This is a genomic window from Salinisphaera sp. LB1 (assembly GCF_003177035.1).
Lineage (GTDB): Bacteria > Pseudomonadota > Gammaproteobacteria > Nevskiales > Salinisphaeraceae > Salinisphaera.
This window is the reverse complement of the sequence record NZ_CP029488.1, coordinates 1,233,625-1,257,268: the sequence shown is the minus strand read 5'-3', so window position 1 is coordinate 1,257,268 and position 23,644 is coordinate 1,233,625. Positions and strand designations below refer to the sequence as shown.

Annotated in this window: 18 protein-coding genes; 7 read left to right on the top strand and 11 right to left on the bottom strand. The window is 62.6% G+C overall.

Translation table 11 applies throughout. The features are described from left to right. Nucleotides 1-171 precede the first annotated feature (171 nt). A complete protein-coding gene (locus SALB1_RS05665) occupies nucleotides 172-1,488 on the top strand; it encodes an APC family permease (RefSeq protein WP_109992979.1) in 1,317 nt (438 codons plus the stop codon). A gap of 30 nt (nucleotides 1,489-1,518) precedes the next feature. On the opposite strand, the gene SALB1_RS05660 is transcribed toward SALB1_RS05665, so the two are convergent. The 8 genes from SALB1_RS05660 to SALB1_RS05625 all read right to left on the bottom strand — a co-directional run bounded on the left by SALB1_RS05660 (nucleotide 1,519) and on the right by SALB1_RS05625 (nucleotide 11,571). After that, nucleotides 1,519-2,379, bottom strand: coding sequence for an SDR family oxidoreductase (locus SALB1_RS05660; protein ID WP_109992978.1), 861 nt, complete (start codon nucleotides 2,377-2,379; stop codon nucleotides 1,519-1,521). A 72-nt stretch (nucleotides 2,380-2,451) separates the two neighbouring features. Further along, nucleotides 2,452-3,321: a hypothetical protein gene (locus SALB1_RS05655; RefSeq protein ID WP_109992977.1), complete on the bottom strand. Its 870-nt coding sequence runs from the start codon at nucleotides 3,319-3,321 to the stop codon at nucleotides 2,452-2,454. 237 nt (nucleotides 3,322-3,558) lie between these two features. Next, nucleotides 3,559-5,175, bottom strand: coding sequence for an MBL fold metallo-hydrolase (locus SALB1_RS05650; RefSeq protein ID WP_109992976.1), 1,617 nt, complete (start codon nucleotides 5,173-5,175; stop codon nucleotides 3,559-3,561). A gap of 103 nt (nucleotides 5,176-5,278) precedes the next feature. Then, nucleotides 5,279-6,310 (bottom strand): C-terminal binding protein, encoded by a 1,032-nt coding sequence (locus SALB1_RS05645; RefSeq protein WP_109992975.1) that lies wholly within the window; start codon nucleotides 6,308-6,310, stop codon nucleotides 5,279-5,281. 43 nt (nucleotides 6,311-6,353) lie between these two features. Then, complete coding sequence (locus tag SALB1_RS05640) at nucleotides 6,354-7,610, bottom strand: TRAP transporter large permease (protein WP_109992974.1); 1,257 nt, start codon at nucleotides 7,608-7,610, stop codon at nucleotides 6,354-6,356. Nucleotide 7,611: 1 nt separating this feature from the next. Beyond that, on the bottom strand, nucleotides 7,612-8,109 hold the full coding sequence (locus SALB1_RS05635) for a TRAP transporter small permease (RefSeq protein WP_109992973.1): 498 nt from the start codon (nucleotides 8,107-8,109) through the stop codon (nucleotides 7,612-7,614). A 105-nt stretch (nucleotides 8,110-8,214) separates the two neighbouring features. Further along, nucleotides 8,215-9,333, bottom strand: a complete 1,119-nt coding sequence (locus SALB1_RS05630; RefSeq protein WP_109992972.1) for a TRAP transporter substrate-binding protein — start codon at nucleotides 9,331-9,333, stop codon at nucleotides 8,215-8,217. A 570-nt stretch (nucleotides 9,334-9,903) separates the two neighbouring features. Next, nucleotides 9,904-11,571, bottom strand: coding sequence for a methyl-accepting chemotaxis protein (locus SALB1_RS05625; RefSeq protein WP_109992971.1), 1,668 nt, complete (start codon nucleotides 11,569-11,571; stop codon nucleotides 9,904-9,906). Nucleotides 11,572-11,854: 283 nt separating this feature from the next. On the opposite strand from SALB1_RS05625, the gene SALB1_RS05620 reads away from it, so the two are divergent. Together SALB1_RS05620 and SALB1_RS05615 are read left to right on the top strand one after the other, a co-directional pair. Further along, nucleotides 11,855-12,643, top strand: a complete 789-nt coding sequence (locus SALB1_RS05620; RefSeq protein WP_109995290.1) for an MOSC domain-containing protein — start codon at nucleotides 11,855-11,857, stop codon at nucleotides 12,641-12,643. A 228-nt stretch (nucleotides 12,644-12,871) separates the two neighbouring features. Next, nucleotides 12,872-13,690, top strand: coding sequence for a hypothetical protein (locus SALB1_RS05615; protein WP_199678705.1), 819 nt, complete (start codon nucleotides 12,872-12,874; stop codon nucleotides 13,688-13,690). Between the two features lie 162 nt (nucleotides 13,691-13,852). Here the strand turns inward: SALB1_RS05615 and SALB1_RS05610 are convergent, their stop codons facing one another. Beyond that, complete coding sequence (locus tag SALB1_RS05610; protein ID WP_145961244.1) at nucleotides 13,853-16,006, bottom strand: PEP-CTERM sorting domain-containing protein; 2,154 nt, start codon at nucleotides 16,004-16,006, stop codon at nucleotides 13,853-13,855. A 926-nt stretch (nucleotides 16,007-16,932) separates the two neighbouring features. Here SALB1_RS05610 and SALB1_RS05605 point away from each other — a divergent pair. Beyond that, the gene (locus SALB1_RS05605; RefSeq protein ID WP_109992969.1) at nucleotides 16,933-17,784 is read left to right on the top strand and encodes a TonB-dependent receptor; all 852 of its coding nucleotides are present in this window, start codon (nucleotides 16,933-16,935) and stop codon (nucleotides 17,782-17,784) included. A 529-nt stretch (nucleotides 17,785-18,313) separates the two neighbouring features. Here SALB1_RS05605 and SALB1_RS05600 read toward each other — a convergent pair. Next, a complete protein-coding gene (locus SALB1_RS05600; protein WP_109992968.1) occupies nucleotides 18,314-19,372 on the bottom strand; it encodes a DMT family transporter in 1,059 nt (352 codons plus the stop codon). Nucleotides 19,373-19,697: 325 nt separating this feature from the next. On the opposite strand from SALB1_RS05600, the gene SALB1_RS05595 reads away from it, so the two are divergent. The 3 genes from SALB1_RS05595 (at nucleotide 19,698) to SALB1_RS05590 (ending at nucleotide 22,844) form a co-directional block, all read left to right on the top strand. Beyond that, nucleotides 19,698-20,039 (top strand): transposase, encoded by a 342-nt coding sequence (locus SALB1_RS05595; protein WP_145961243.1) that lies wholly within the window; start codon nucleotides 19,698-19,700, stop codon nucleotides 20,037-20,039. A gap of 26 nt (nucleotides 20,040-20,065) precedes the next feature. Further along, entirely contained in the window at nucleotides 20,066-20,353 is a 288-nt protein-coding gene (locus SALB1_RS18680) for a transposase (protein WP_145961242.1), read from the top strand. 754 nt (nucleotides 20,354-21,107) lie between these two features. Further along, nucleotides 21,108-22,844, top strand: coding sequence for a PilZ domain-containing protein (locus SALB1_RS05590; RefSeq protein ID WP_109992966.1), 1,737 nt, complete (start codon nucleotides 21,108-21,110; stop codon nucleotides 22,842-22,844). Nucleotides 22,845-23,030: 186 nt separating this feature from the next. Here the strand turns inward: SALB1_RS05590 and SALB1_RS05585 are convergent, their stop codons facing one another. Then, complete coding sequence (locus tag SALB1_RS05585; protein ID WP_145961241.1) at nucleotides 23,031-23,462, bottom strand: hypothetical protein; 432 nt, start codon at nucleotides 23,460-23,462, stop codon at nucleotides 23,031-23,033. Nucleotides 23,463-23,644: the final 182 nt, after the last annotated feature.

Genomic DNA, 23,644 nt, shown 5'->3' with positions numbered 1-23,644 from the left:
GGTGTGACCGCGTCCGACAATATTGCCGAGCGTCGGAACAAGCCTTGGCCGGCGGAAAGTGTGCGAGACTTGCGACGATGAAGACCGAGCCGGGTGTGTGCCATCGGATCAATCGCCGCATTCGGCCCATCGAAGCCGTGTGCCGATTCGCGGGCAGGGTGAGCTGAGCCGATGGTGTCGGGCGAACAGGCCGCCGGGACGGATCGCGCGGTCGGCCTTTGGGGCGCGGTAGCGATCGGTGTGGGCGGCATGGTGGGCGGCGGCATCTTCGCCGTGCTCGGCGAGGCGATGGCGCTGTCGCATGGCGCGACACCGGTGGCCTTTCTGGTTGGCGGCGTGATCGCGCTGGTCACGGCGGTGGCCTATGCGAAACTGTCGGTGGCCTATCCCAGCCGTGGCGGAACGGTGGCTTTCATCGATGCGGCCTTCGGCAACAATCTGTTGTCCGGCAGTGTCAATCTGATGCTGTGGCTGAGCTATCTGGTCACCATCGCCCTGTATGCCACCGCGTTTGCCTCCTATGCCGGTACCTTTTTCGGCTCCGGCCGCGGCGTGCTGCTCGAGCACGCCCTGATCAGTCTGGCGATCGTGCTGCCGACCGTGATCAATCTCGTCAGCGCGTCGCTGGTGAGTCGGTCCGAAACCGCGGTGGTGGCGCTCAAGATCGCGTTGCTGGCGATTGTGATCGTGTTCAGCGCGTCGCATGTGGATGCTTCCCGGCTCGCCCCCGCGCATTGGGGCTCGATGTTATCGATCGTCTCGGCCGGCATGATCATCTTCGTGGCCTACGAGGGCTTCGAGCTCATCGCGAACTCGGCCGAGGATATCCGCAACCCCGCGCGCAACCTGCCGCGCGCCTTTCTCATCGCGGTCGTGTCGGTGATCGCGCTCTATGTGCTGATCGCGATGATTGCCGTGGGTACGGTGCCCGAAGCCCAGGTGCTGGCGGTGCGCGACTACGTGCTCGCGGTGGCCGCCGAACCGGCGCTCGGCCGGGCCGGTTTCGTGCTGGTGGCGCTCGCCGCCGTGCTGGCCACGTTGTCCGCGATCAACGCCACGCTATATGGCAACGCCCGCTTGGGTTATGTGCTGGCGCGCGATGGCGTGCTGCCCAGCCGGTTCGATGCCGAACGCCACGGCCTGCCGATGACCGGCGTTCTGGCCACGGCCCTACTCAGCCTTTTTCTGGCCAATGCCATCGACTTGACCGATATCGCCATCATCGGCAGTGCGAGCTTTCTGCTGGTGTTCGCCCTGGTCAATGCCGCGGCCTGGCGGCTGGCCCCGCAAATCCATGGAGTGCGCGCGCTGCACGGGTTGGGGGTACTGTTATGCGCGATGGCGCTGGCTGTGCTGATTGGCCACACGTGGCGCAGCAATCCCGCCGGCGTGGCCGTCTTCGCCGGATTTATCGTCGTCGCCGTGCTGTTCGAATTCGTCTACGGACGCAGCGTGCGCGGTCATTTCCTGCAGCGCCGCTACCACTGAACAGATTCACCGGGCACACGCGCCGGGTCGTCAGCCCTTCGCACCGTCGTTCACGAATGCCTTGAAGGCATCGGCGTAATCCGGATGCCAACGCGACAACGGTGGGCGGTTCTCGACGATATCCCCGATCGCCCACTGCATGCGTTTTTCGTCGAGCCAGCGCGGGACGTCGTTGTCCGGGCAGAGGATGTAGAAATCGCCGGCATCGAGACGATCGAACATGAAGTCGGCGGTCTGTTCCGGGGTCCAGGCCGATTCCGGTTTTTCGGTCTCGCCCGGGCGGGTGAGCTGGGTGAACACGAAGCCAGGGATCAGCAGATGCGCGGTCAGCTCGCAGCCGTCGGTGTTGCGCAGTTCGTGCGCCAGCGCTTCGGTGAAGGCTTTCAGCCCGGCCTTGGCGGTGTTGTAGGCCGGATCGCCCGGCGGGGTGGTAATGCCCTGCTTGGAGCCGGTGTTGATGACCAGGCCAGGGCCGCTGCGCTCGAGCATCTTCGGCACGAATGTCTGGGTGCCGTGGATCGCGCCCCAGAGGTTGATGCCGATCACCTGGCGCCAGTTCTCGGCCGGGCCGAAGATGTGGCTGCCGGGCTGGACGCCGGCGTTGTTCATGAGCACATCGGTGCCGCCGAAGCGCGAGCGCACGACCGATTCCAGCGTGATGACCTGCTGCACGTCGGCGACATCCACGGCGTGGGTCATCACGTCGGCATCGTGATCCGCGCCGGCCGCCCGCACCGCGGCTTCGGCCTCGGCGAGACGCTCCATGTCGCGGTCCGCGATGCAGACATGCAGGCCACGCTTGGCGAAACCCTCGGCCGCGGCGCGGCCGATGCCGGCCGCGCCGCCGATCACCACGGCCACCTGGCCCGGTACCAGAGCGGGATGCGTCATGTCGATTGTCTCGTTTTTCGGGGTGTATCCACAGTTATGAGGGTAGACCCGGCCGGGGACAAGCAGCCCGGCTCACGACGAAGCCCGGATGCCGGTCGCATACGCGGACGGTCGCGACGTGCGCATCAGGCGAGCCATCTCGTCCAGGGTCTGCGCGTGTAAAGCGTTGGCCGGTTGGCCCGCGAGCACGGCGCCCCACGCCAGCTGCGGGTGCGCGCCGTGCGGGGGCGTGCTCAGAACTTGCAACGCGGCGGCGACGGCGTCCCGATCGTGGGTGTTGGCGGCCCGGTGAGCCAGCCAGTGGCCACGATAGCGCGCTGCGATGACATGGCTCACGGTAACCGGTTGCACCCTCAGCTCCGGCACACGACGCGCGAGGTAGCTGGCGCTGGGCGACCAGCATTCGAGTGCGGTCAGCGCGTCGTTCAGATCCGATGCCGGGTCGGGCTCGATGCGCCCGGCGGGGTAGGTCAGCAGCGTGCCGCCGGCGCGCAAATGCCGGGTGGCGGCACGCACCGCAAAGGCCCGACCGCCGCCGGCCGCGGCCACCATGATCAGGTGCTGCCGAAGGGCCGGCAGGGCATGGAACAGGGGGCGTTCGGCGACCAGTAGGCGGACGTCGTGTTCAGCCAGTCGCGACAACAGCGCCACCGCGTCAACCAGCCCGGGATGATTCGATACCAGCAGCAGCGGTTGGCCGGGCGCCGCCGGCTCGCCGTGTTGTGACACCGGGCCGGCCCACTGGCCGAGGCCCCAGGCGCAGGCGGCGGCCAGCCCGTCGCTGGCGATGCGGTCATCGAACTCGATCAGCTGCCGGGCGAACCCATCGATGCGGCGCGCCACCACGCGCAGCAAAAGGCGGCGCGGCAGCTGCGCCAGCCAACGCGAAGCCGAAAGCGCATCGAGCGCGTCCCGGCGGCAGATAGCGGCGACCCGGGCCATGCGGGCCGGACCGCCATCGGGCTCGCTCGGCGGACGTATGCAGGCGTCGCGGCGCAGATTGTCTCCTTGTTCATGCGCGAGATGTTGGCTCGGACACCCGGCGCCGGCATGGGTCGAGGCATGGCGCCCGACGTGCGGTTCGATGATGTCTTATTGCAGCGGCCGCGGCCCGCGCTGTCCAGTGTCGAAAGGTCTTGCATCCGTGGCGTGGGCGCGTGGTTTGACCCGCCCATGCGACTACTCGATGGTTTCGTCGGCGCGGCGCAGCGCGCTCAGGCTGGGCATGGGACGATTGCGCCACCGCAAATCGGCCGCATCGAGATCATAGACTCGTCCCGTCTCGGCCAGTTCGACGCCCGCGATCGCCCGATCGGTCGCCGGCCCGGTGGCGGCGCGAGCCCGGAGCGTCGTTGCCAGCCCGTTGCGCATCTCGGGATCGCCGTGGTTGAGATACACCGTTGCGGGACGTGTGGTCGCGGCATCGCGATTCCGCTCGAAGACAAAACGGGCGAGCGCCTCCACGTCGCCATGGCCGGAATAATAGTCGCCGAAGTCGACGATGCGTGCGCGGACGCGTTCGGGCTCGATGCGGGCGTTGCCCAGCGCCAGGGGCGTGTCGCTAGGCCATTCGCCGGCGGCGAGCTGGCGCAGGCGGCCGGCGCCGGTGTCGGGCGGGGCATAGCCGCAGAGCACGACGGTCGCGGCCGGATTGCTGATTTGATCGACGATGAAATCGACGATGCGCCCGCCCTGGCACATGCCGCTGCCGGCCAGTGCGATCAGGCGATTGAGCGCCGGATCGCGCATGGCACGCAGCGTACCGCCGGGCGCGCGGTTGTACTGCACGCGTTGCCAGAGCGCAGCCAGATGGGCGTCCACTTCGGTTTCCTCGCTCAGGCCGAGGCGCTCGGCCAGCAGGGGATTGCGGTAGGAGCGCGCGGCGGTGCCGCCGCCGCTGCCATCCGCGAGTGCGGCGCCGAAGACATCGGTCATGCGCACGGCCAGCGGCGCATCCAGCGACAGCCAGCGTGGCCGGCCCTGGGCATCCGGGCGGCCGATATCTGTCGTGCGTAGCACGTAGTCCAGGTCGAACAGCAGTTCCTGGGCACGATGGATGGCGAAACAGGGCGCGATCACCGGCCCGCCGCCACGGGCGTCGCTGTCGGCAAACAACTCGGACCACGCGAGCATGCGCGCGGCGAACGATTTGTAGTGCGCCGCGCGCGCCGGCTCAGCGCCGCGCGTGGATTCCACCACCATGTAATCGGCCGGGCCCGGCAGGGTCTGGCCGGCCAGCAGCGATTGGAACGGGTTGTCGGGCGTATTGCCGCCGATGTCGCCGCTGAACACGATCGAGCGTTCCATGCCCACGCGGCTGCGCCAGGTCACGGTCACCGCGACCGCGCCGAGAATATGCGCGCTGCGATGAAAGGTCAGCCACAGGCCGTGCAAGCGCAGGGCGCGATCGAAGGCGAAGTCCGGGCGCTTGTCGAGCGGCTGGAAATCGATCCGTTCGACGTCCGCCGCGTCGTATTCGTCGCTGAACTTCGCGGCGTCGAGCAGCGCCAGTTCGGTCAGCCCGGCGGTGGCCTCGGTGCAGTACACCGGGCCGCGGAATCCGGCACGGTGCAATTGCGGCAGCCGGCCGGTGTGGTCGCGATGGGCATGGGTGAGCACCACGAAATCCAGTTGCCGGGCGTCGAAGCCCAGTCTGGGCGCGCCGTCCGCGAATCCGGCGCCGCGCTCGGCGTGCGCGCCGCAGTCGATAAGAAAACGAACGCCGAGGCGCGCGTCGACCAGCAGGCTGGCCGAGCCGGTCACGCTCTCGGCGCCGCCGAGGAAGCTGAGTTGCATAGACACAGATGAAGCGTCGGTCCCGCCACGCAGGCGGCGGGAAAAGTCGATCTCTGCATCCTACCCGTGAACGCGCCGCCTGGATGCAGGCTTCGCCCCGGGCTCAGCCGTGGCCGTATTGCTTCACAAGCCCGGCGTTGACGCAGTTGCGCAGCCCCTCGCCGCGCAGGTAGCGGGTCAGGGTTTCGGTCGACAGCCGGCGTGCATCGGCACGGCTGGCCGGGCTGTACCAGGCGGCGTGCGGGGTGAGGATCAGCCGATCCTTGAGGCGTTCGTCGCCGCGTTCGATGGCGGTGAACAACGGCCGGTTCATGTCCGGCGGCTCCTCGGGCAGTACGTCCAGCGCGGCGCCGGCGATCCGGCCCTCGATAAGCGCGTCGTAGAGTGCATCGATATCTATGACGGCGCCGCGGGCGGTGTTGATCAGCACCGCGTGTTTCGGCATGCGCGCCAGCGCTTCGGCATCGATCAGGTGATGGGTCTGCTCGTTGAGCGGCGTATGCAGGGTGACGGCATCGCAGCTTTGCAGCAGTTCGGCCAGGCTGTCGACCCGCGACACGCCAACCGCGATCTCCTGGCCGCGCGGCAGCTCCGGATCGTAGGCGACCACTTCGATGCCGAAAGCCTTGGCGCGCAGCGCGGTGGCGGTGCCGATGCGCCCCAGCCCGACGATACCAAGACGGCTGCCGCGCACGCGCTCGACCTGCGGCGCGCCGGGCTTGAAGGCATCCACCGGCGCGCGTTGCAGGCGCTGGTCGTGAAACACCAGCCCGCGCCGGAAGGCCAGCAACATGCCGATGGCATGATCGGCGACTTCGCTGGTGCCGTAGTCCGGCGTGTTGCAGACCGGGATGCCGGCCGCCGCGGCGGCGTCCAGATCGATATGATCGAAACCGACCCCGGCGCGCACGATCACGCGGCAGTTGTCGAGTTTCGCGATCAGTTCGCGGTCGATGAATACTTCGTGCCAGACCAGCAGCGCATCGGCCGCTCGCCAGTACTGCTCGTCGACGCGCGCAGCGTCGCGTTCGCGAAAGATATCGAATGCGAAATCCGGGCCGGCGGTCTCGCGCTCGAGTTCGGCATCGTCGTCGTATTGGGCGTCGGGCGTGAGAATACGAAAGGTACGGCTCATCGGTGGTCCGTCGGATGGAGTTGGTGGGACCCGGGTTCGCGTTTTACTGGTACCACAGCACAAGTCCGGGGAAGAGAATGAACAGGAACAGCAGTGCAAACAGCACGCCGTAGTAGGGCAGCAGGCTGCGTGAGAGTTTCTCCATGCTGACGCCACCCACGCCACAACCGACATAGAGCACGGTGCCCACGGGCGGGGTGATCAGGCCGATGCCGAGTGCGAACGACATCAGCACGCCGAAATAAACCGGGTCGATGCCGAGCTTGGTCACCACCGGCGTCATCAACGGCGCGAGGATGACCATGGCCGGCGTCAGGTCCATGAAGAAACCAACCAGCAACAGCACCACCATGATGATCGCCAGCATCGGCAGACGTTGGTCGGTGAGGCTGGTCAACGCGGTCACGATTTCCTGCGGCACCATGTTGGCCGTGAGCAGCCAGGCGAGCACGTTGGCGAAGGCCAGCAGTAGCAACACCATGCCGGTGAGCTCGCCGGTCTGCATGCAGAGTTTGAAGAACTTCAGCGGCGTCAGGCTGCGATAGACAAACATCGAGAGGACGATGGCATACAGCAGCGCGATGGCCGAGCTTTCGGTCGGCGTGAAGATACCGCCGAGAATACCGCCGACGATAATCAGCGGCAGCATCAGTGCGGGCAGAGCGCCGAAGAACGAGTCGATGACCTCGCGTACCGAAAACGCCTGGGCGCGGCCGCTCTTGCGAGAAGTCAGGTAGGTTGTGGCCATCAGGCCGGCGGTGATCAACAGGCCCGGCACGATGCCCGCGAGAAACAGTTTGGATATCGACGTATTAGTAACCACGCCGAACAGGATCATCGGGATCGACGGCGGCACGATGATACCCACCACCGACGCCGCGACCACGATCGCGGTGGCGGCTGCGCCGGAATAGCCATGATCTTTCATCGGCTTGATCAGCATGCCGCCGATCGCCGAGGCGTCGGCTACGGCCGAACCGCTGATGCCGCCGAAAAACATCGAAGTCACCACGGCGATCTGGCCGAGCCCGCCGGCCATGAACCCCACCAGCGCACTGGCGAAACGCACCAGACGGTTGGCGATGCCGCCATGGCTCATCACCTCGCCGACCAGAATGAACAGCGGGATCGCCAGCAGGGGAAAAGAATCCAGTCCGTTGACCGATTGCTGGATGATGGGCGACAAGGCATAGCCGTAGTGAAACATCAGATAAATGCTCACGCTCGCCAGGCCGATGGCAACCGGAACGCCGATGGCCAGCAGGGCTAGCAGCCCGAACAACATACCCAGCATCAGCATGTCAGGCGCTCCGCGTCGCGCGCGCCAGCAGGCGCAGCAGGTCGGCGGTGTTGGCGAGGAACATAAAGGCCGCAAACACCACCATCGCAATGTACAGATAAGTCATGGGGATACCCAGCAACGGCGTTGAACTCACATAGCCGGATATCAATTGCAGATAGGCGAAGACGATGATCACGCAGATCATGTATACGATCGCGATCTTGATGAGCTCGAACACCGCCGCCACTCCGCCCGGCACGGCGTCCTTGAGAATGGCCACGGCAATATTCTGGCGACGCAGACAGGCGACGCCGGCGCCCAGCAGTACCGCCCAGATGAAGAAAAAGCGCGACATCTCGGCCGCCCAGTCGTAGGAGCTGTTGAGCACATAGCGTCCAAAGACATTGGCCGATACGCAGAAAAACACGGCAAGAACCAGACAGCCGACCACAATGGCCAACCCTGTCCGCAGATAGCCGATCCCGCTTTCGAAAATACATACGAACTGTTCAATCATGGGCGTGTCCTGATTCGTCCCGGTGACGCCATCTCGGCCGCTCCGATGAAAACGAGCCGGGCGGATACCCGGCTCGTCGCACAAGCAGCGATGGCGGAGGCCGTGCTACTGGCTGTTGCCGGCAATAGCCTGCGTATGGCCGGTGGCTTTCATGACGTTGTCGAACAGCGGCTCGCCGATCTGGCCCTTGAAGTCCTGATAGACCGGCATCGCCTTGTTGCGGAAGGCCGCGCGTTGCGCCTTGGTGAGTTCCGTGATCTTCAGGCCTTTCTTTTGCAGGTCCTGTTTCGCCTGATGGGCGATGTTCACTGCGGCCCGACGCTCGTAGTGGCCGGCCTGGACGGCCGCGGTCTTGACCAGCTTCTGGTATGGCTTCGGCAGCCGCTGGTAGAAGCGCTGCGACATCAGTGTAATGAACGGCGTGTAAACGTGACGCGTATCGGTTGCGTTCGACTGCACTTCATAGAACTTCGAGGTCAGGATCGTGATCCAGGGGTTCTCCTGCGCGTCCACCGTGCCCTGGTCCAGGGCCGTGAACAGTTCGGCGAACGACATCGGTGTCGGATTGGCGCCCAGCGTCTTCCAGATATCGAGCTGCACCGGGCTCTGCATCGTCCGGATCTTCAGCCCCTTGAGCTGGGATGGCTTGGAGATCGCGCCCTTGCTGTCGGTCAACTGCCGGAAACCGTTCTGTGCCCAGGCGAGCGCGACCAGTCCATTGTTCTGGTCGCTGAGCTGCTTGAGCAGTTTCTGGCCGACCGGCCCGTCGAGCACTTGATGGGCCTGCTTGGCCGAGGAGAAAAGAAACGGCAGATCGAACACCGCCAGCTTCGGCTGCATCTTGATCAGCGGCGAGGTCGAGGGCTGCGTCATTTCGAGGGTGCCGGACTGTAGCGCGCTGGTCATCTGCAGATCGCCGCCGAGCTGGGCGCTCGGAAAGATGTTGACCTTGATATGGCCACCACTACGCTGTTCCACGATCTTCTTGAAATACTCCACGCCCTGGTACTGCGCGCTTTCCTTGGCCAGGCCGATGCCGAACTTGATCGTGAACTGTTGATTGCTTTTGATCTTGACCGGGCTGCCGGTGACTTTCGGTATCGGCAGGAAATGCAGCGAATCGCTGCTGCTGTTGGAGGCAGCGCTGGCAGCACCGGCGGCGAGCACACCACCTATCAGGCCAGCGTATACGGCGGCATGCCGGGCGAACGTTATGATTTTCATGGCTCTCCTTCAGTGGTCTGGGATTCGCGATGAGCGAATCGTCACGTCGCATCTGGACATCCGCTACCGGGTAGCGTGTAGATCGGCGATTGGATGATCGGTTTTTATTGCGCTGCATGTTGACCATAGATGCACCCAAGCACGTCGACAATGCGCTTGCGACCAAAGTCTCGTCCCTGGTCTTAACGGGCGGGTCCGGCTTGACCCGCGGCAAATGGGAACGGTTTCAAGGCCTGCGGCCGGATCGGCGGCCGGATCGGCGGCCGGATCGGCGGCCGGATCGGCGGCCGGTTTGGCTGTGCCCGGCGGTCGTTATCGCTAGCCGATCGACCGGGGCGTGTCAGGCGTCGTTGCGCCCGAGTTGTACGGGCGCCGCGCCGCGACGGCCGCGAATGTGCGGTCCGGGGAAGCGTTCACCGGCGGCTCGGGCCAGAGCGTGCGGGCCAGCGTGCGTATCGGATAAGCGATTCATGACGCCATCCGGCGTACACATTCGCCTGCTCGAGCTGCTCGAAGCGGCCTGTCGGCGGCGTGGACCGCCGACCTGACTCGAGAAGCGCGCGATCTGCGCTATGCCGCCGCGCCGTGGTGTGCGGGCAGGGCGTCCGCTGCGGGCATGGGCGCGCTGTCTTCGCGCGTATCTTTCGGTCTCGGACTGTCGCTGTGCTCGTGTTCGTCGAGCGCGCGCGGATACAGTTCGAAGAACGCCACGCGTTCCTTGAGTGCACGCGCCTGTTCTTCGAGCGAGCGGCCGGCGGCCGCGGATTGTTCCACCAGGGCCGCGTTCTGCTGCGTGGCGCCGTCCATTTGCGAAACCGCCAGATTCACCTGCTCGACGCCGGAGGACTGCTCCTGGCTGGCCGCGGCGATCTCGGAGACGAGATCGCTGACCTTGTGTACGCTCACCACGATTTCATCCAGCATTTTGCCGGAGCGTGTGACCTGTTCGGCGCCGTCGGCGACCTTGCTGGCACTGTCGGCCACGAGCTTCTTGATATCGTCGGCCGCCGAGGCGCTGCGGCTGGCCAGGCTGCGGACCTCGGTGGCGACCACTGCGAAGCCGCGCCCCTGCTCGCCGGCCCGGGCGGCTTCCACCGACGCGTTGAGAGCCAGCAGGTTGGTCTGGAAGGCGATTTCGTCGATCAGGCCGACTATTTCGTTGATCTGGCTGCTGGATTGTTCGATCGCCTGCATCGAGGCCACGGCACGCGAGGCCACTTCGCTGCCCTCGCTGGCCTGGGTCCGTACGCTCTGGGCCACCTGATTGGCCTGCGCCGCATTGTCGGCGTTCTGCTTGACCGTGGAGGTCATCTGCTCCATCGAGGCCGCGGTCTGTTGCAGGCTCGCGGCCTGTTCCTGGGTGCGATTGCTGAGCTCGTCGTTGCCGGCCGCGATTTCATTGGCGCCGGCGGTGACTGAATCGGCCCGGTTGTCGACATCGCTGACCACGTCATACAGACGGGCGCGCATCGATTCGATGCCGTCGATCATGCCGCCGAATTCGTCGCGATAGGGGTTGTCGACGCGATCATGCAGCCGGCCCTCCGTGATCGCGGCGACGAACCCGCGGGCCGCGGCCAGCGGGCGCATGATGCCGGCCATCAGCCACAACATCACGAGCAACGCCAGTACGAACACGGCGGCCCCGGCGGCGATGATGGTGATCTGGGACTGGTGCGCCGAAGCCTGGGTGTCCGCGTAGGCATTGGCAGCGGCGCTACGCTGTGTTTTCCAGAGCTGGTGCAGTTGCTGGGCCAGCGTGTCGATAGGCTTGTGCAGCGATATACCGTAGATGCTGGTGGCCCCCATCATGTCGGCTTGCTTGAGACTGGACACGAAATCGCCAAGCGAGGCCTCGATTGTCTTGAGGTTCTTCTGGGCCTGGTCGGCCAGCTTTCGCTCCTTCGGGCTCGTGATCAAGGCGGGGTCGTAGGCTTTCCAGTCCTTATCCACTTGCTTTTGAATCGTGCCGATGTGGTCCGCCATGCGTTTCATGGCCAGGGCGTCGGGTTGCGAGGTCAGCAGTGTGCTGACCTGTGAGCGCAGATTGTTGACCTGCCGATTGAGGCTGGAAATCGTCTCGATGCCGGAGAGATTCTGGTTGTAGATCGCGGCCGTGTTATCCGCGGCACGACGAATCGACCAGACCGAAAGCGCGCTGAGCAGTACGATGAAGACCAGCGCCATCCCAAAGCCGATCGCGAGTTTTGCCCGCACACTTTTTCTCGGATTCAACATCGAAGATCTCCTCAGCGATTGTTTCTTTTATCGCCTTTTTTGTCAGTTTCGCGATATGCGCCGTTACGGCATCACAAGGCGCGACAGCCCTATGACCTACATCGGCAGCCGGAGTACAGACTTGAGCTTATAGGCGGGATTCGCGTATTCGGGTATCACCAAGAGCCTATTGGAATTGGCTCTTGGTGCCGCCGCAGAGGCCGGCCGGCGCGCGTATTCGAGGGCGCGTCGGCCCCGCGAATTGGTTAATCTGTCGGGCGAATCCGCGAACGACAGGCCGACCGTGCCCACGCTTTCCGCCTTGTACCGCTACCCGATCAAATCCACCGCCGGCGAGGCGCTGGACCGCGCGACGGTGACCGAGGAAGGCTTGTTGCGTGACCGCCGCTTCATGCTCGCCCGGCCCGACGGCAGCTTCGTCACGGCCCGTCGCTACGCCGGCCTGCAGCGGGTATTCGCCCGCTTCGACGGCGAGCAGCTGTTCGTGATGCACGATGACCATCCGGCCGTCAGCGAGTCGCGGCATGCCTTCGCGCGGCAGCCGTTCCAGACCGGGGTCTGGGGCGACGAATTTCCGGCGCTGACCACGACCCTGCGCCTCGATGCCTGGTTCAGCCGCATCGTCGACGAGCCCGTGCATCTGCTCTGGCTCGGTGATCGATCGAATCGTCACCGCGACTCGATCGGTGTCCGTGTGAGTTTTGCCGACGGTTACCCACTGCTGCTCACCGCCGAGGCGTCGCTTGCCGACGTCAACGCGCGTACCGACGGCAGCCACGTCATGGCGCAGTTCCGGCCCAATGTTGTCGTCGCCGACAGCGCGGCCTTCGCCGAGGACGGCTGGCAACGCATTCGTATCGGCGATGTCGTGTTCCGGGTGGACAAGCCTTGCGGGCGTTGCGTGATGATCACGGTGGATCCCGCCACCGGCGAGCGCCGGCCCGACGGCGAACCACTGCGCACCCTCGGCCGGTATCGCAGGCAGGGCAAGGATGTCTGTTTCGGCCAGAATCTCGTCGCCGAGAACAGTGGCGAGCTGCGGGTCGGACAGGGGGTCGAGATTCTCGAGTGAGCGAGCGCCGGTCGGCATATCGTGCGGCCCGGCCCATGCCGCCGGCTTTACGCCGGTTCAGCCGTGAGCGCCATCCGGAGGGACGATGCCGCCCGGCTTGCCGGCGAGCGGGCCGATCATCCTTGAAACGAAAGTTCGATCCGGCTCGGGGGCGCTTTGCTAGCGTTCGTCAGCCGTCGCCGCTGATGGCGACGGCGCTTGTCCTGCTCTGAACCCGCTGGATCGAATATGCCCCATGCCCCTGAAAGTGCCGTATCGCCAGCCCGGAATGCTCTGGTCAAGGTGCCGGAGATCACGATCTTCTTCTGGATCGTCAAGTTGCTGACCACTGGCATGGGCGAATCGACCTCGGATTTTCTGGTCTATCACATCAATCCGTATGTCGCGGTGGTGCTGGGCACGCTGGGCTTCGGCGTGTCGCTGTCGCTTCAGTTCGTCGTCAACCGTTACATCCCCTGGGTTTATTGGCTCGTGATTGTGATGATCGGGATCTTCGGCACCATGGTCGCGGACGTGGCCCATATCGTGCTCGGGGTGCCGTATTTCGTGTCGACGGCGGCGTTTGCCATGTCGCTTGTCGTCATATTCGCGCTCTGGGCGCGAGTCGAGGGCACGCTGTCGATCCACAGCATCTATACCACGCGCCGCGAAATATTCTACTGGGCGGCCATCATCGCGACGTTCGCCCTGGGGACGGCGGCCGGCGACATGACCGCGACGACCTTCGATCTGGGCTATTTCGACGCGACGCTTGTGTTTACCGGCGTGTTCATCCTGGCCGGCGCGGCCTGTGTACTGGCAAGCTCGGGTGTGAGCCGGATCCTGCTGTTCTGGCTGGTCTACATATTGACGCGGCCCGTGGGCGCCTCCTGTGCGGACTGGCTCGGCAAATCGCATCGGTTCGGCGGCATGGGGTACGGCGACGGGGTCGTGAGCGTCGCGCTGGGGCTGCTGATCGTCGTCTTCGTTGCCTACCTGACCGTGTCCGGAAAAGACCGGCGCGAAGAGGCTGTCGGACTCGGGGGCGTGGCGCCGGCGGGTGGATGACATCGACCGCCGAGGAGGCGGGCCGTCTCGCCCGGTGTAACAGCGGGACTTGGGCATCGGCCGGTGAGTCGCGCCGACGACGACGCCATGGCAGGTGGCAGGCAGGAAAAACCCCGGGCGATGAATACCGCCCGGGGTTTGCACGGCTGAGCTGCTTTAAGCTCAGCCCAGCGCGGGGCGTCCGCGACGCGGCAGGCGCCATTTGAAGACCCCGATCAACGCGAGGCCGGCGGCCAGTAGGCCGAGGCCGCTCGGCTCGGGCACCGGCTGTGCGCCGCCGACCGATGCGACGGTCAGGCGCAGGGCTCGATCCTGGCTGTTAGCCAAACCGACGTCCGCGATGTCGAATTGCCAGCCGGAGCCGAAATCAAGCCCCTGCAGCCCCAGGTTCGAGAGATTCTCGAAACTTTGGGCCAGCATCACGTCGAGCGTATCCCCGACTTGCAGGTTGTTGTTGGCCAGCAGGTTCAGGCCCAGCATGCTGCCGCTGCCAAAGTCGGCGATGCCGTCCACATTGACCTGGTCCGACGACTGGTTGCCGAAGATATCCAGGTACAGCGAACCGTTCAGAGCCAACGGCCCCTGCACACCGAGAGTGCCGACATCGCCATTGCCGTTGCCCGGCATCAATATGCCGCCCCTGGCAACTGTGGTGGCGCCGACCGAGCCGTGGCCAGCCAGCGTGGCGCCATCGTTGATAGTGACATTGCCGGCCAGTTTGGCCCCGTTGCCGGCGTGATTGCCCACGATCAGCTCACCGCTGCGCACTTGGGTGCGGCCGATATTCGTGTTGTTGCCGTTGAGCACCGTGGTGCCGGCGCCGACATTGAGTTGCTGGAAGTGGGTGGCATTGCCCGCGTAGGCGAACCGCTGGCCGGCGCCCGGGGTGATGGTCAGCGTGCTGTTGCCGCTACCCCCCGAGATGTCGCCCTGAACATGGGCCCGGCCACCGACGATACCGAGGGTCGAGTCGCCGCTGCCGAGATCGACGGCCTTGCCGCTGCCATCGGCCACGATCGTGCCGCTATTGGTCACCGTGGCATTGTTGCCGCCGGTGAAGATGGCCGCCTCGCTGCCGCCGCCCTCGATGGTGCCGCCAGCGAGATTGTCGATGGTCACCGTATGCTTGTTGGCCGCGCCTGTGACCGCGATGCCGGCCCCGGTCTGCCCCTGAATCAGGCCGCTGTTGGTCACCGATGAATCGGCAAAGATGCCTTGAATCGGAATCGGTTTGCCGGTATCAGGGCTCTTGTCGAGGCCGGCGAGCGTAATGCCGCGGCTAGGGTCCGCGCTGTTCTTGCCCACGATCGTGCCGCTGTTGACGATCTTGCCGCCGCCGACCGTGACGCCCTCGCTGGTCTCGCCGGCGGCGGCATTGAGCGACTGAATGGTGCCGGTATTGTTGATATCGACCAGCCCGTCGACATCGACCCCGTCGCCATCGCGATTAACGCCGTCGCCGCTGATCAGGCCGTGGTTGACCACCGTCACCTTTTCATTCGCGTTGAAACCATCGATATTGACGCCGGAGCCGTCGTCACCCTGGATCGTGCCGCCGGCGTTATTGGTGACGTGCATGACGAAGTCGCCGTTGGTCGACGTATCCGTATTGCCGCCGGTGATGCCGTGTCGCGCACCCTCGATCAGGCTGGTCGCGGCCGTGGCATCCGGGTGATTGACCACGGTCACGCCGCTGTTGTCCTGGGCATCGACGCCATCGGTGCCGTCCGTGCTATTCAAGGGATTCTTGGACTTGATGGTCCCTTCATTGTTCACCACGCCATCCACGCCCGGGCGTATGCCATCGGCATCGAAAGCGGTGATCACGCCGCCGGCATAGTTATCGACGGTGTTGCTCCCCTTGGTGATGTGATTGAAGTCGATCGCCTGTGCGCCGCCCTGGGAAATGTTCTTCGAATTGACCGTGCCGTAGTTCTTGAAGGTGACGTTGTTGCCCTTGTGCAACTGGATTGCATCGGCGTCCTTGCTTTGCAGCAGGGCCCCAGCTTCATTGACGACGGTCAGCGTGAGATTGCTGTTGTCATTGCGAATAGCGCGCCCGCTGCCTTGTTGATCGATCGTGCCGGCGTTGTCGAGCGTGGTGTTGCCGGATACCGTGATTCCGACTCTGTCACTGCTGGACGGAATGACGAGGCTGCCACCCGCCTTGATCGTGCCGCTCTGGCCGCCGGTCAGCGTCTGTGGGCTCGTCAGCGTCTGGCCCGGATCGATGGTGAATGAAGCGGCCAGCACGGCGGGGCTTTCCAGCGCGAGGCCGGCGGCGGTACAGATCACGGCCGCCACCATCGGAGACATGCGGTTATTCATTGTTTTTTAGGATATGGATATGGGCGCGAACCGCAAAGCAATATGCATGCCCTTTTTGTTTTCCGTTTAACTTGCTGGTTTTTAATAAAAAATATATTTGCTTGTCCCTGAGTGTCAGATTATTCGACCTCGTCATTTTGCAAATTTCAATGCATTATTAATATAAATGTCTTAAAAATGTCATATTAAAATATCTGACGGGCTGTAGCCCCGGCCAGGCCGTAGCCGGTCGCGATTGGCGCCGCCGGAAATACTTTTCTCACGCGGCGATTCGGTGTAATAAAAATCGACACCCTTCGGGCTGGCCGGCTGCGTAACCAGTCATTCGCAAACACTTTTGCCTTGACCGGAGCGTTCGCCATCCCCGTTCGCGCTAACGGGGCGATGCTCGCCACCTACGGCGTGTGCAAAGCCGTCGGTCCCGAACTACCGGTCAGCCGTCGCGTCAGCCGGTGGCAGCCGCAGAATTCCACTGTGCGCCGGGTCCGTATGCCGTGCGAAATGGCAGCTTGCCGGCAGCGACCGTTAATGCGGTGATTTAAGCCCGCCGGCCCCGCAGGGGCATCGATCAGACGGGCCCAGCCGCGGTCGACGCCGGCGCGCGCCGCTGGTCGCGCAGCGGGGTGGGGTTTCAGGCTGTCCGAGTTGCCCTATTGCGGCGAGTCGCGATCGCGGCGCCGAGCGCTTGGCGCGCGAGGGCGTCTCTGCCCGCCGCCCGCACAACGCCGACTCGGCCAATCACTCGATTATCAACCGGATTGGGCTCCTTTTTCTCGGCTACCCAGGAAAGTCGAGCCACCAGAATAGCGGCCCGGCCGAATAGCATTTCAGCCGGTTTCATTGACGGCGGGGGTAAGCCAGCGCATGCGGTGTCGCCTCCCGGCCGACTTTTTCGGGGACGCAAGGAGAGGGGTATGAGGATTTCCTATTATTTTCACCAGGGCGTGATCGCTGCCGTCATTCTGGCCGCGGGCACCGCCGCTGCGCAGGCCGGCACCACGCATGGCGCACCGTCGGCGAATCTCGACGTCTATCGGCTCGGCTATACCGCGACGCACTTTTATCGCCACGAGCATAGCTTCGATAGCCAGAAGGGCTGGATCAACGGGGTTGACCTCCAGAAGCTGTATATCGGCAACCATTTTTATTACGACAGCGATCTCGGTTACAGCGCCGGTAGCGCCCACTACGACGGCGGCGTTCAGTATGTGAACCCGAATACCGGCCAGCTCGACTCGCAGCCGTATTCGACCTCGATCGACGAAAAACTGCTGACGAGCCACGTCGACATGGGCCCGGTGTTTCACCTGGCAGGTGGCCGGGATGCGATCGTGCCGTTCGTCGGTATCGGTGTGCGCTACCACTACGATCACACGGGTACCGGGCGCGTGACGGTGCCGGGCCTCGGCTCGGGTCCGGTAGCGGCCAGCCGTGACGACCGGCTACAGGCGCAGGCGCGTTTCGGTGCGATGGACCGTTTCGCGATCACCCGCAGACTCGGCCTGGAACTGAAGGGACTGGCCACCTACAACTTCTACGGCACGCTCTCCAACAAGCGGTCTTCCGGAAAATACAAGGGCCACGACTGGGGCTATGTTGGCTCGGCCACCGCCGATTATCAGCTTACCCACCTGCTGGGCATCTACGCGCGTGCCAGTTACACCAAGGTGCACACCTCGCGTATCCAGCTGTCGCAGACATCCTACGAGCCCTCGGCCAGCAGTGGCGTCACTCGCCTGACGGTAGGCGCCCAGGCGCACTTCTAGACCACAGTTCGCGTCATGGATTTCGATCGATTTCTCGTGCCAGGCAAGGCGCGGTGATGAGCCCTATCGGGTTCATTGGGCTGGACCCCATCGATATCCGTAGGCGCGCCATCCCGGGCAGCAGGGCTCGACCGCAGATGACTGCGGCTGGGCCCTCTGTGCCTTGCCTGACTCGAATTGAGACCGCCAATGCGCCATTGCGTGCAATGACAGCAGGCTCGCAGCCACGGGAATGACCGAGGCGCCAACGAGGCCATTAAAAATCTGGTGTCAAGGAGCGCTCTGTTGTCGTTGGGCGTTGAATTCGCCGAGCAAACGTCCCCGTAGCCGGATGACGGCCATCGCCTGGGACGCCGATCGACCCGGCGCCGAGCCGAGCCGTAACCGGAAGCCACCGGCGTTAGCCGGCGGCGTATTTGCCACGAATGCTTTTAGGGCCTGTTGCCGCTTCGTGCGAGTCCGAGCCAAGCGCTGTTTTGCGGCAAGACGAGGCGTAGCGAACGTGGCGTAGTCGTTCTACGCGAGAGAGCTACAACGCTGAATTGCCGCAAAACAGCGCTTGTCCCGAAGGGTTGGGCCGCAAATCGCGCCCGGCGGCGTTGCGAGCCTGGGTCGTGGCACGCCACGACGCGGCGACTCGCGCCTTGCCGGACACGATTTGCGGTCTCCAACGCGGCGCTCGCACGAAGCGGCAACAGGCCCTAGCCCGAATCACTGCCGAGACGCCGGCCAGGACGGTCATCGTCCCGAGGATCTGCGGCAGCGAAATGCTTTCGTGGAGGAATAAATAACCGAATGCCAACACCGCAATCGGCAGCGCGTTCAAACTCAAGGCGGCTGCTGTCGGGCCGATTGTTCTGAGCGCACGGTTATAGAGGATAAACGCGACGAACGAGGGGCCGAGGCCGAGATAAAGTGCCGACCCGACAGCGGCTGGTGATAGGGATCCTGAGCCTCCGAGAACGAGCTGTTCGATGAGCGCAAGCGGGAGCAATGCAACCACAGCAGCCGCAGATAACGGAACCATGGCGGCCAGCGGCGGTAGTCCCGACAGGCCGTGAGTCGCAGCCATCGCGTAGACGATCCAGGCGCCGATTGCGAGCAGCATGACGAATACACCCGGAGACACCGTTCGCAAAAAGGCCATCGGCGCACCGTTTGTAACCACGATGATTGCGCCAACGACCGATACAAACACGCCGGCCCAGCCCAGATAACCCAGACGCTCCTGAAGCCGCAGCCATGCGGCGATTGCGGTGAAGATCGGGATCGATGCCTCGAGCACGGCGATCGAGGTCGTGCTGGCGGTATGCAGGGCCGCATAAAGCAACGCATTAAAAAGCCCGATGCCGGAGGCGCCGATGATAAACAGACGGCCTTTGTGCTGTCGAAATAGGTTAACCGAGCGCCAGGCCGGACCGCCAAAGCACACCAGCGATGCCGCAAAAGCGATGATCGAACGCAACAGCGCGAGGGTAAACGGCGGTATTGCCGGCACCGCCGCCTTGCCGACCAGAATATTGCCGGCAAACAACAGCACGACGACACTGATCGGTGCCAGTTCGCGTATCGAATGGTTCCATTTCATGGATCCAAAAGTACCGGATCCGAGAACGGCTCCGTCTTCAAGGAAATCTGCGGCGCCATCCAGAGTATTTGAGGGGGCGGTTTATTATCCATGCGTCGACCTCATCTGCTGGGTGCTCTTTCGGTGTAAGGCGGCCCTTTTTATTCGTGCTGGATAAGCCGTTCTGCTGATCATGTCGTCTTCAGCGATAACCGACCGAATACGCTCAAGATAATGCGGTAAGGCTTCTTGATACTCGTCGCTTTCGACCGCCGAGGGGTGGAAGCAAATACCTACATCAACGTTAACCGTTCCGGGGTTGCCGGCGTTGTCCGTATCCACCTCGGTGGACGAGGCCGCCCGCGTCATGGGTAACAATTATCTGACGATCGTATATGACCTGAGCTCGGGCGATCTGGTGTGGGTTGCCGAAGGGCGTAGCGCATCCGGCCTGACGGCGTTTTTCGGTCCGCTCGATGAGCCCGTAGCTCAAGGCATCGAGGCCGTGGCCGTGGATATGTGGGCGCCGTTCGTTCAAGCAGTGATCAAGGGGTTGCCCCAAGCCGCAATCGTGTCCGACCGCTTCCAGGCTATGCAACAGTATTCGAAGGTCATCGATACCGTCCGCCGAGCCGAGTTCAAACGATCAGCCGCTGACGAGAAGTACGGTTTGACCGGCAGCCGGTAGCTACTCTACACACAAACGCCGACCGCTTGAAGGCCGCGCGGCTTGATCAGTTGCTCGCTGTCAATGGCCCGCTCAACGCGGTCGATGCCTTGAAAAGAACAGCGCCGACAACTGTGCAATACCCCGGCGATCATCGCCGTCACGGGGCAATGTTTGGATCAATGGGGCGAGTTGTGGCCAATGCCACGGGCCTGGCCCTCATGAAACGCTTCGTGACGATGCTGCAGCAGCATCGCGCCGGCCTCTGCAACTATGCCGACCATCTCATCACAGCCGCCCGGCTCGTCGGAGACATGTCACTTGGCCTGATTTGAAAGCGCACTCGGGGACTACTCGATACCCAATACTTCAAGCTCAAAATCCGGCAGAGTGCAATTTCCGAACCGCCATTCGAGCTCTATGTGCTAACAGTGATTATTTGGCGTAAATGTTTGCACAAGAGCCGGATTTTGTACAAGCCGGGAAGTCTAGAGAGGGCTGGCTGTGGTGATAATATGTGGACTTCCAGTCTGATATTGGCACCAGCGCCGTATAACCATCCTTTCATAATTTTATGGCAACTTGAATCCCGTATTTATACGGGGTGGTTGCCACGGCAATTGCGCGCCAATTTGAGCTCGTTATTGAGTCCAATCACCAACGACACCAGCTGCTGTAACGTGGAAAAGGAGCTGGCCCGTATCGGCTTTTACGCGGGCTTTTATTGAGATCCGGTCCAGCGCAAGTCACAAATGTGATTGCCGAAAATTGCTCAACCGAAGAGATAGTCGTCATTTTTCTTCGTTCAATATATTATTTTATGAAATATAGAGGGTGTAGACAAACCATTGCTCTGTCTAACGACTTGGAAAACAATGCCTTAGAAGTAGGTCGGATTAGCGCGCAGCGCGTAATCCGACGCTCAATCCGTGGGTTTTGAGGCTTGACTGTCGGATTACGGTGCAAGCACCTAATCCGACCTACGTAACTGTCTGATATTGCGTTTATCACCGGCAGTTATTTTGTCTACACCCTCATAAATAGTAAAAAATTATAGAAATTTATAAATCGCTATGCGCAGGACAGTCCATGGCCAAGGCTAAGTTATCTGGAAATCCCTCGGCGCAAGTGATTCGTGCGCTCATTCAGCATAAGTATAAGATCTCCATATATTCCAAGTATCTAACCTATGCTCTGCCGGCCGAGGTCGTCGAGCTTGATCTGGATGCCGGCCGTATGGTGTTGGAGGCGCAATATAATGGTAGGGATATCGAAAACTACGTAAGCGATGGCCGCTTGAGTTTCGATATCGAAGCCTTGAACGCGTCGGAGCCTGGCGAACGAGAGGTTTACAGTATAAGCAATGTGGCGGCTAAGGCTCTTAAAACAGACAGCTCCATCTACCGCCTGGATTGCCAGTTGCCCGGATCGGTCTTTCTGGAAGAGAACCGTGGTGCGGTTCGCATCCCCTTCATTCTCGGTATGCAGGCCCGGGTCAGCGTCGAGGTTTATCCGCATGAACTGACCATTCCCGGGCGACTTCGAAATCTGTCAGCCGGCGGCTGTATGGTGGATATCGATATCGCGGAGAGCATCGCGATCAACGTCGGGCTGGTGATACCCGGGATCGCAATGGAATTCCCCAACGGCGACCGGTTCTTTTCCGAGGCGTGTATCCGTCACATGCGCCCGTTCGGCAACTACGGTCGCGCAGCCGTGGGCCTGCAGTTCGTCAACCTCACGACCGCGCAGCTTGAAGCTCTCTCCCAATACGTGTTGGAAGCGGAACGCGAAGCTGCTTATCGCACGGGCTCCAACGCCAAGGTCACGAGTCACTCACTCTTGTTCATTCCGGGAGCCAAGGAGAAAAGGATCTTGCAGCGCGAACAACAAGATCGCCAGAAGCGTGCTCGGCAATCTCCGATGGAGCGCGGTGTGCTCGAAATTGCTCATCAGCTTCAAATCGGCCTGATGTACATGAAGACGCGCGAGATCTTCCCTGAAGAAACGCTCTACGACTGTACCGACGCGTTGCTGTACCTGGTCTCCCAAGATCGCAAGGCCTTTCTCTATGCGCTCGCCTTTCTACGCGATGAACCAGACTGGGTACGTCATGCTATTCAGGTCGCCGGCCGACTTGCGGACATGATGCTGATGCGAGATCCCCATACGCCCCACGCCCGCGAGGCTGTACTGGGTGCGCTTCTGCACACTATGGGCAAGCCGCTCTTGATCAGCGAAGAGCTGCCGTCTCTTAAAGTTCACATGAAGCCTTATCAGAAAGAAATTCTGAAAAACCACGTGGCGAGTTTGCGGGATAAGCTCCAGGAACTGAAATGGTTTTCCAGTCCGGTCTGTCAGGATGTCTTGGAAAACGCGAATGAGCGCCTCGATGGCTCTGGTTATCCCGCCCGAAAAAGAAGCAGTCAGCTATCCGAGATAGTCAGGCTGGTATCGCTCCTCAAGATCGTCAACAAACTGACACACGAACGCAACGGCATCGCTCCGCGTCCCCCGCTTGACGCCTATCGCTGGGTTAACGAGGCATCTGCGGCTTTCGACAAAACCGTTCTCGTGGAGTATATCCAGAATTACGGCCTGTACCCGATCGGCAGCCTGGCGAAGTTTTCGGGTGGTTTTCTAGCCTGGATCGTGGATATCAACTCGAAAGGCGTGCCTGTTCGAGTCAATGTCGTGAAGAACCTGGCGTTCAAGGACACCAATATCGACAGCATTCTGGATACTGACGATTTTGCGCAGATAGGAAAGCTTGAGGGCGTGGTCAACCCGGCTGACTACGGTATCCCTAGGGTTCGCTCGCTGTAAGTGGGCAGGCTAAACATGACTTGATTAGGCTCGCGGGAGTGTTAGGGCCAGGTCTTTTTTTGCGCACAAAACAAGACCTGACCCTATTGCGCTGTGCGCACAAAACAAGACCTGACCCTATTGCGCTCTATTGCGCTGTGCGCCCGGCGCCCGGCGCCCGGCGCCTGTCGGCGCCGGTTGCCGTCGCTAATCGATCTCCGATATGGCGGCGCCCGGATAGCGCTTTTCGAACTCGTGGACCAGTCGACGCTTGTCCTTGATTATGGCCACGGCCAATGTCGGTGACAGGTCGCGGGTGATGGCCCGGAGTGCGTGCGAGGCAAGGCCAGTATCTGCCGGGTCTTGCTCGCCAGGCCAGTGGCGCCACTGTTGATAATCGTCCGCTATACCGCCGGCCCCGGGATCTGCAACTTGCGTGCGCCGGTCGGCAAGCTGTTCCTTAAAGCATTTGCCGGCACGATTGTAAATACACACCTGACGGGAAATATAGCCGCGGTATTGCCAGTCATTGTCAATGCACGCGGCTTCGATCCCGGTGGCGTAGGCGACCTGATAACACTCCGTCGCGCCGTCGCTGAAACGCAGCAGGAAATTGAAGGTTTCCGTGCGTATCGGCATCAAGAAGTCTTCGCCGGCATCACTTTGTCGGCGTGCGCGAAAAAAAGGTGAGCGAGGACTATTGCAGCGCGCGGCCCGCGGTCGTTGTTCTCGGCTCTGATTCGCCCAAGGTATCGGGTCGGAACCTGAGCTTCGACCGGCGTCGCTAGGGGAATCTCGTCGTGCACAGTTCATGTGTGCCC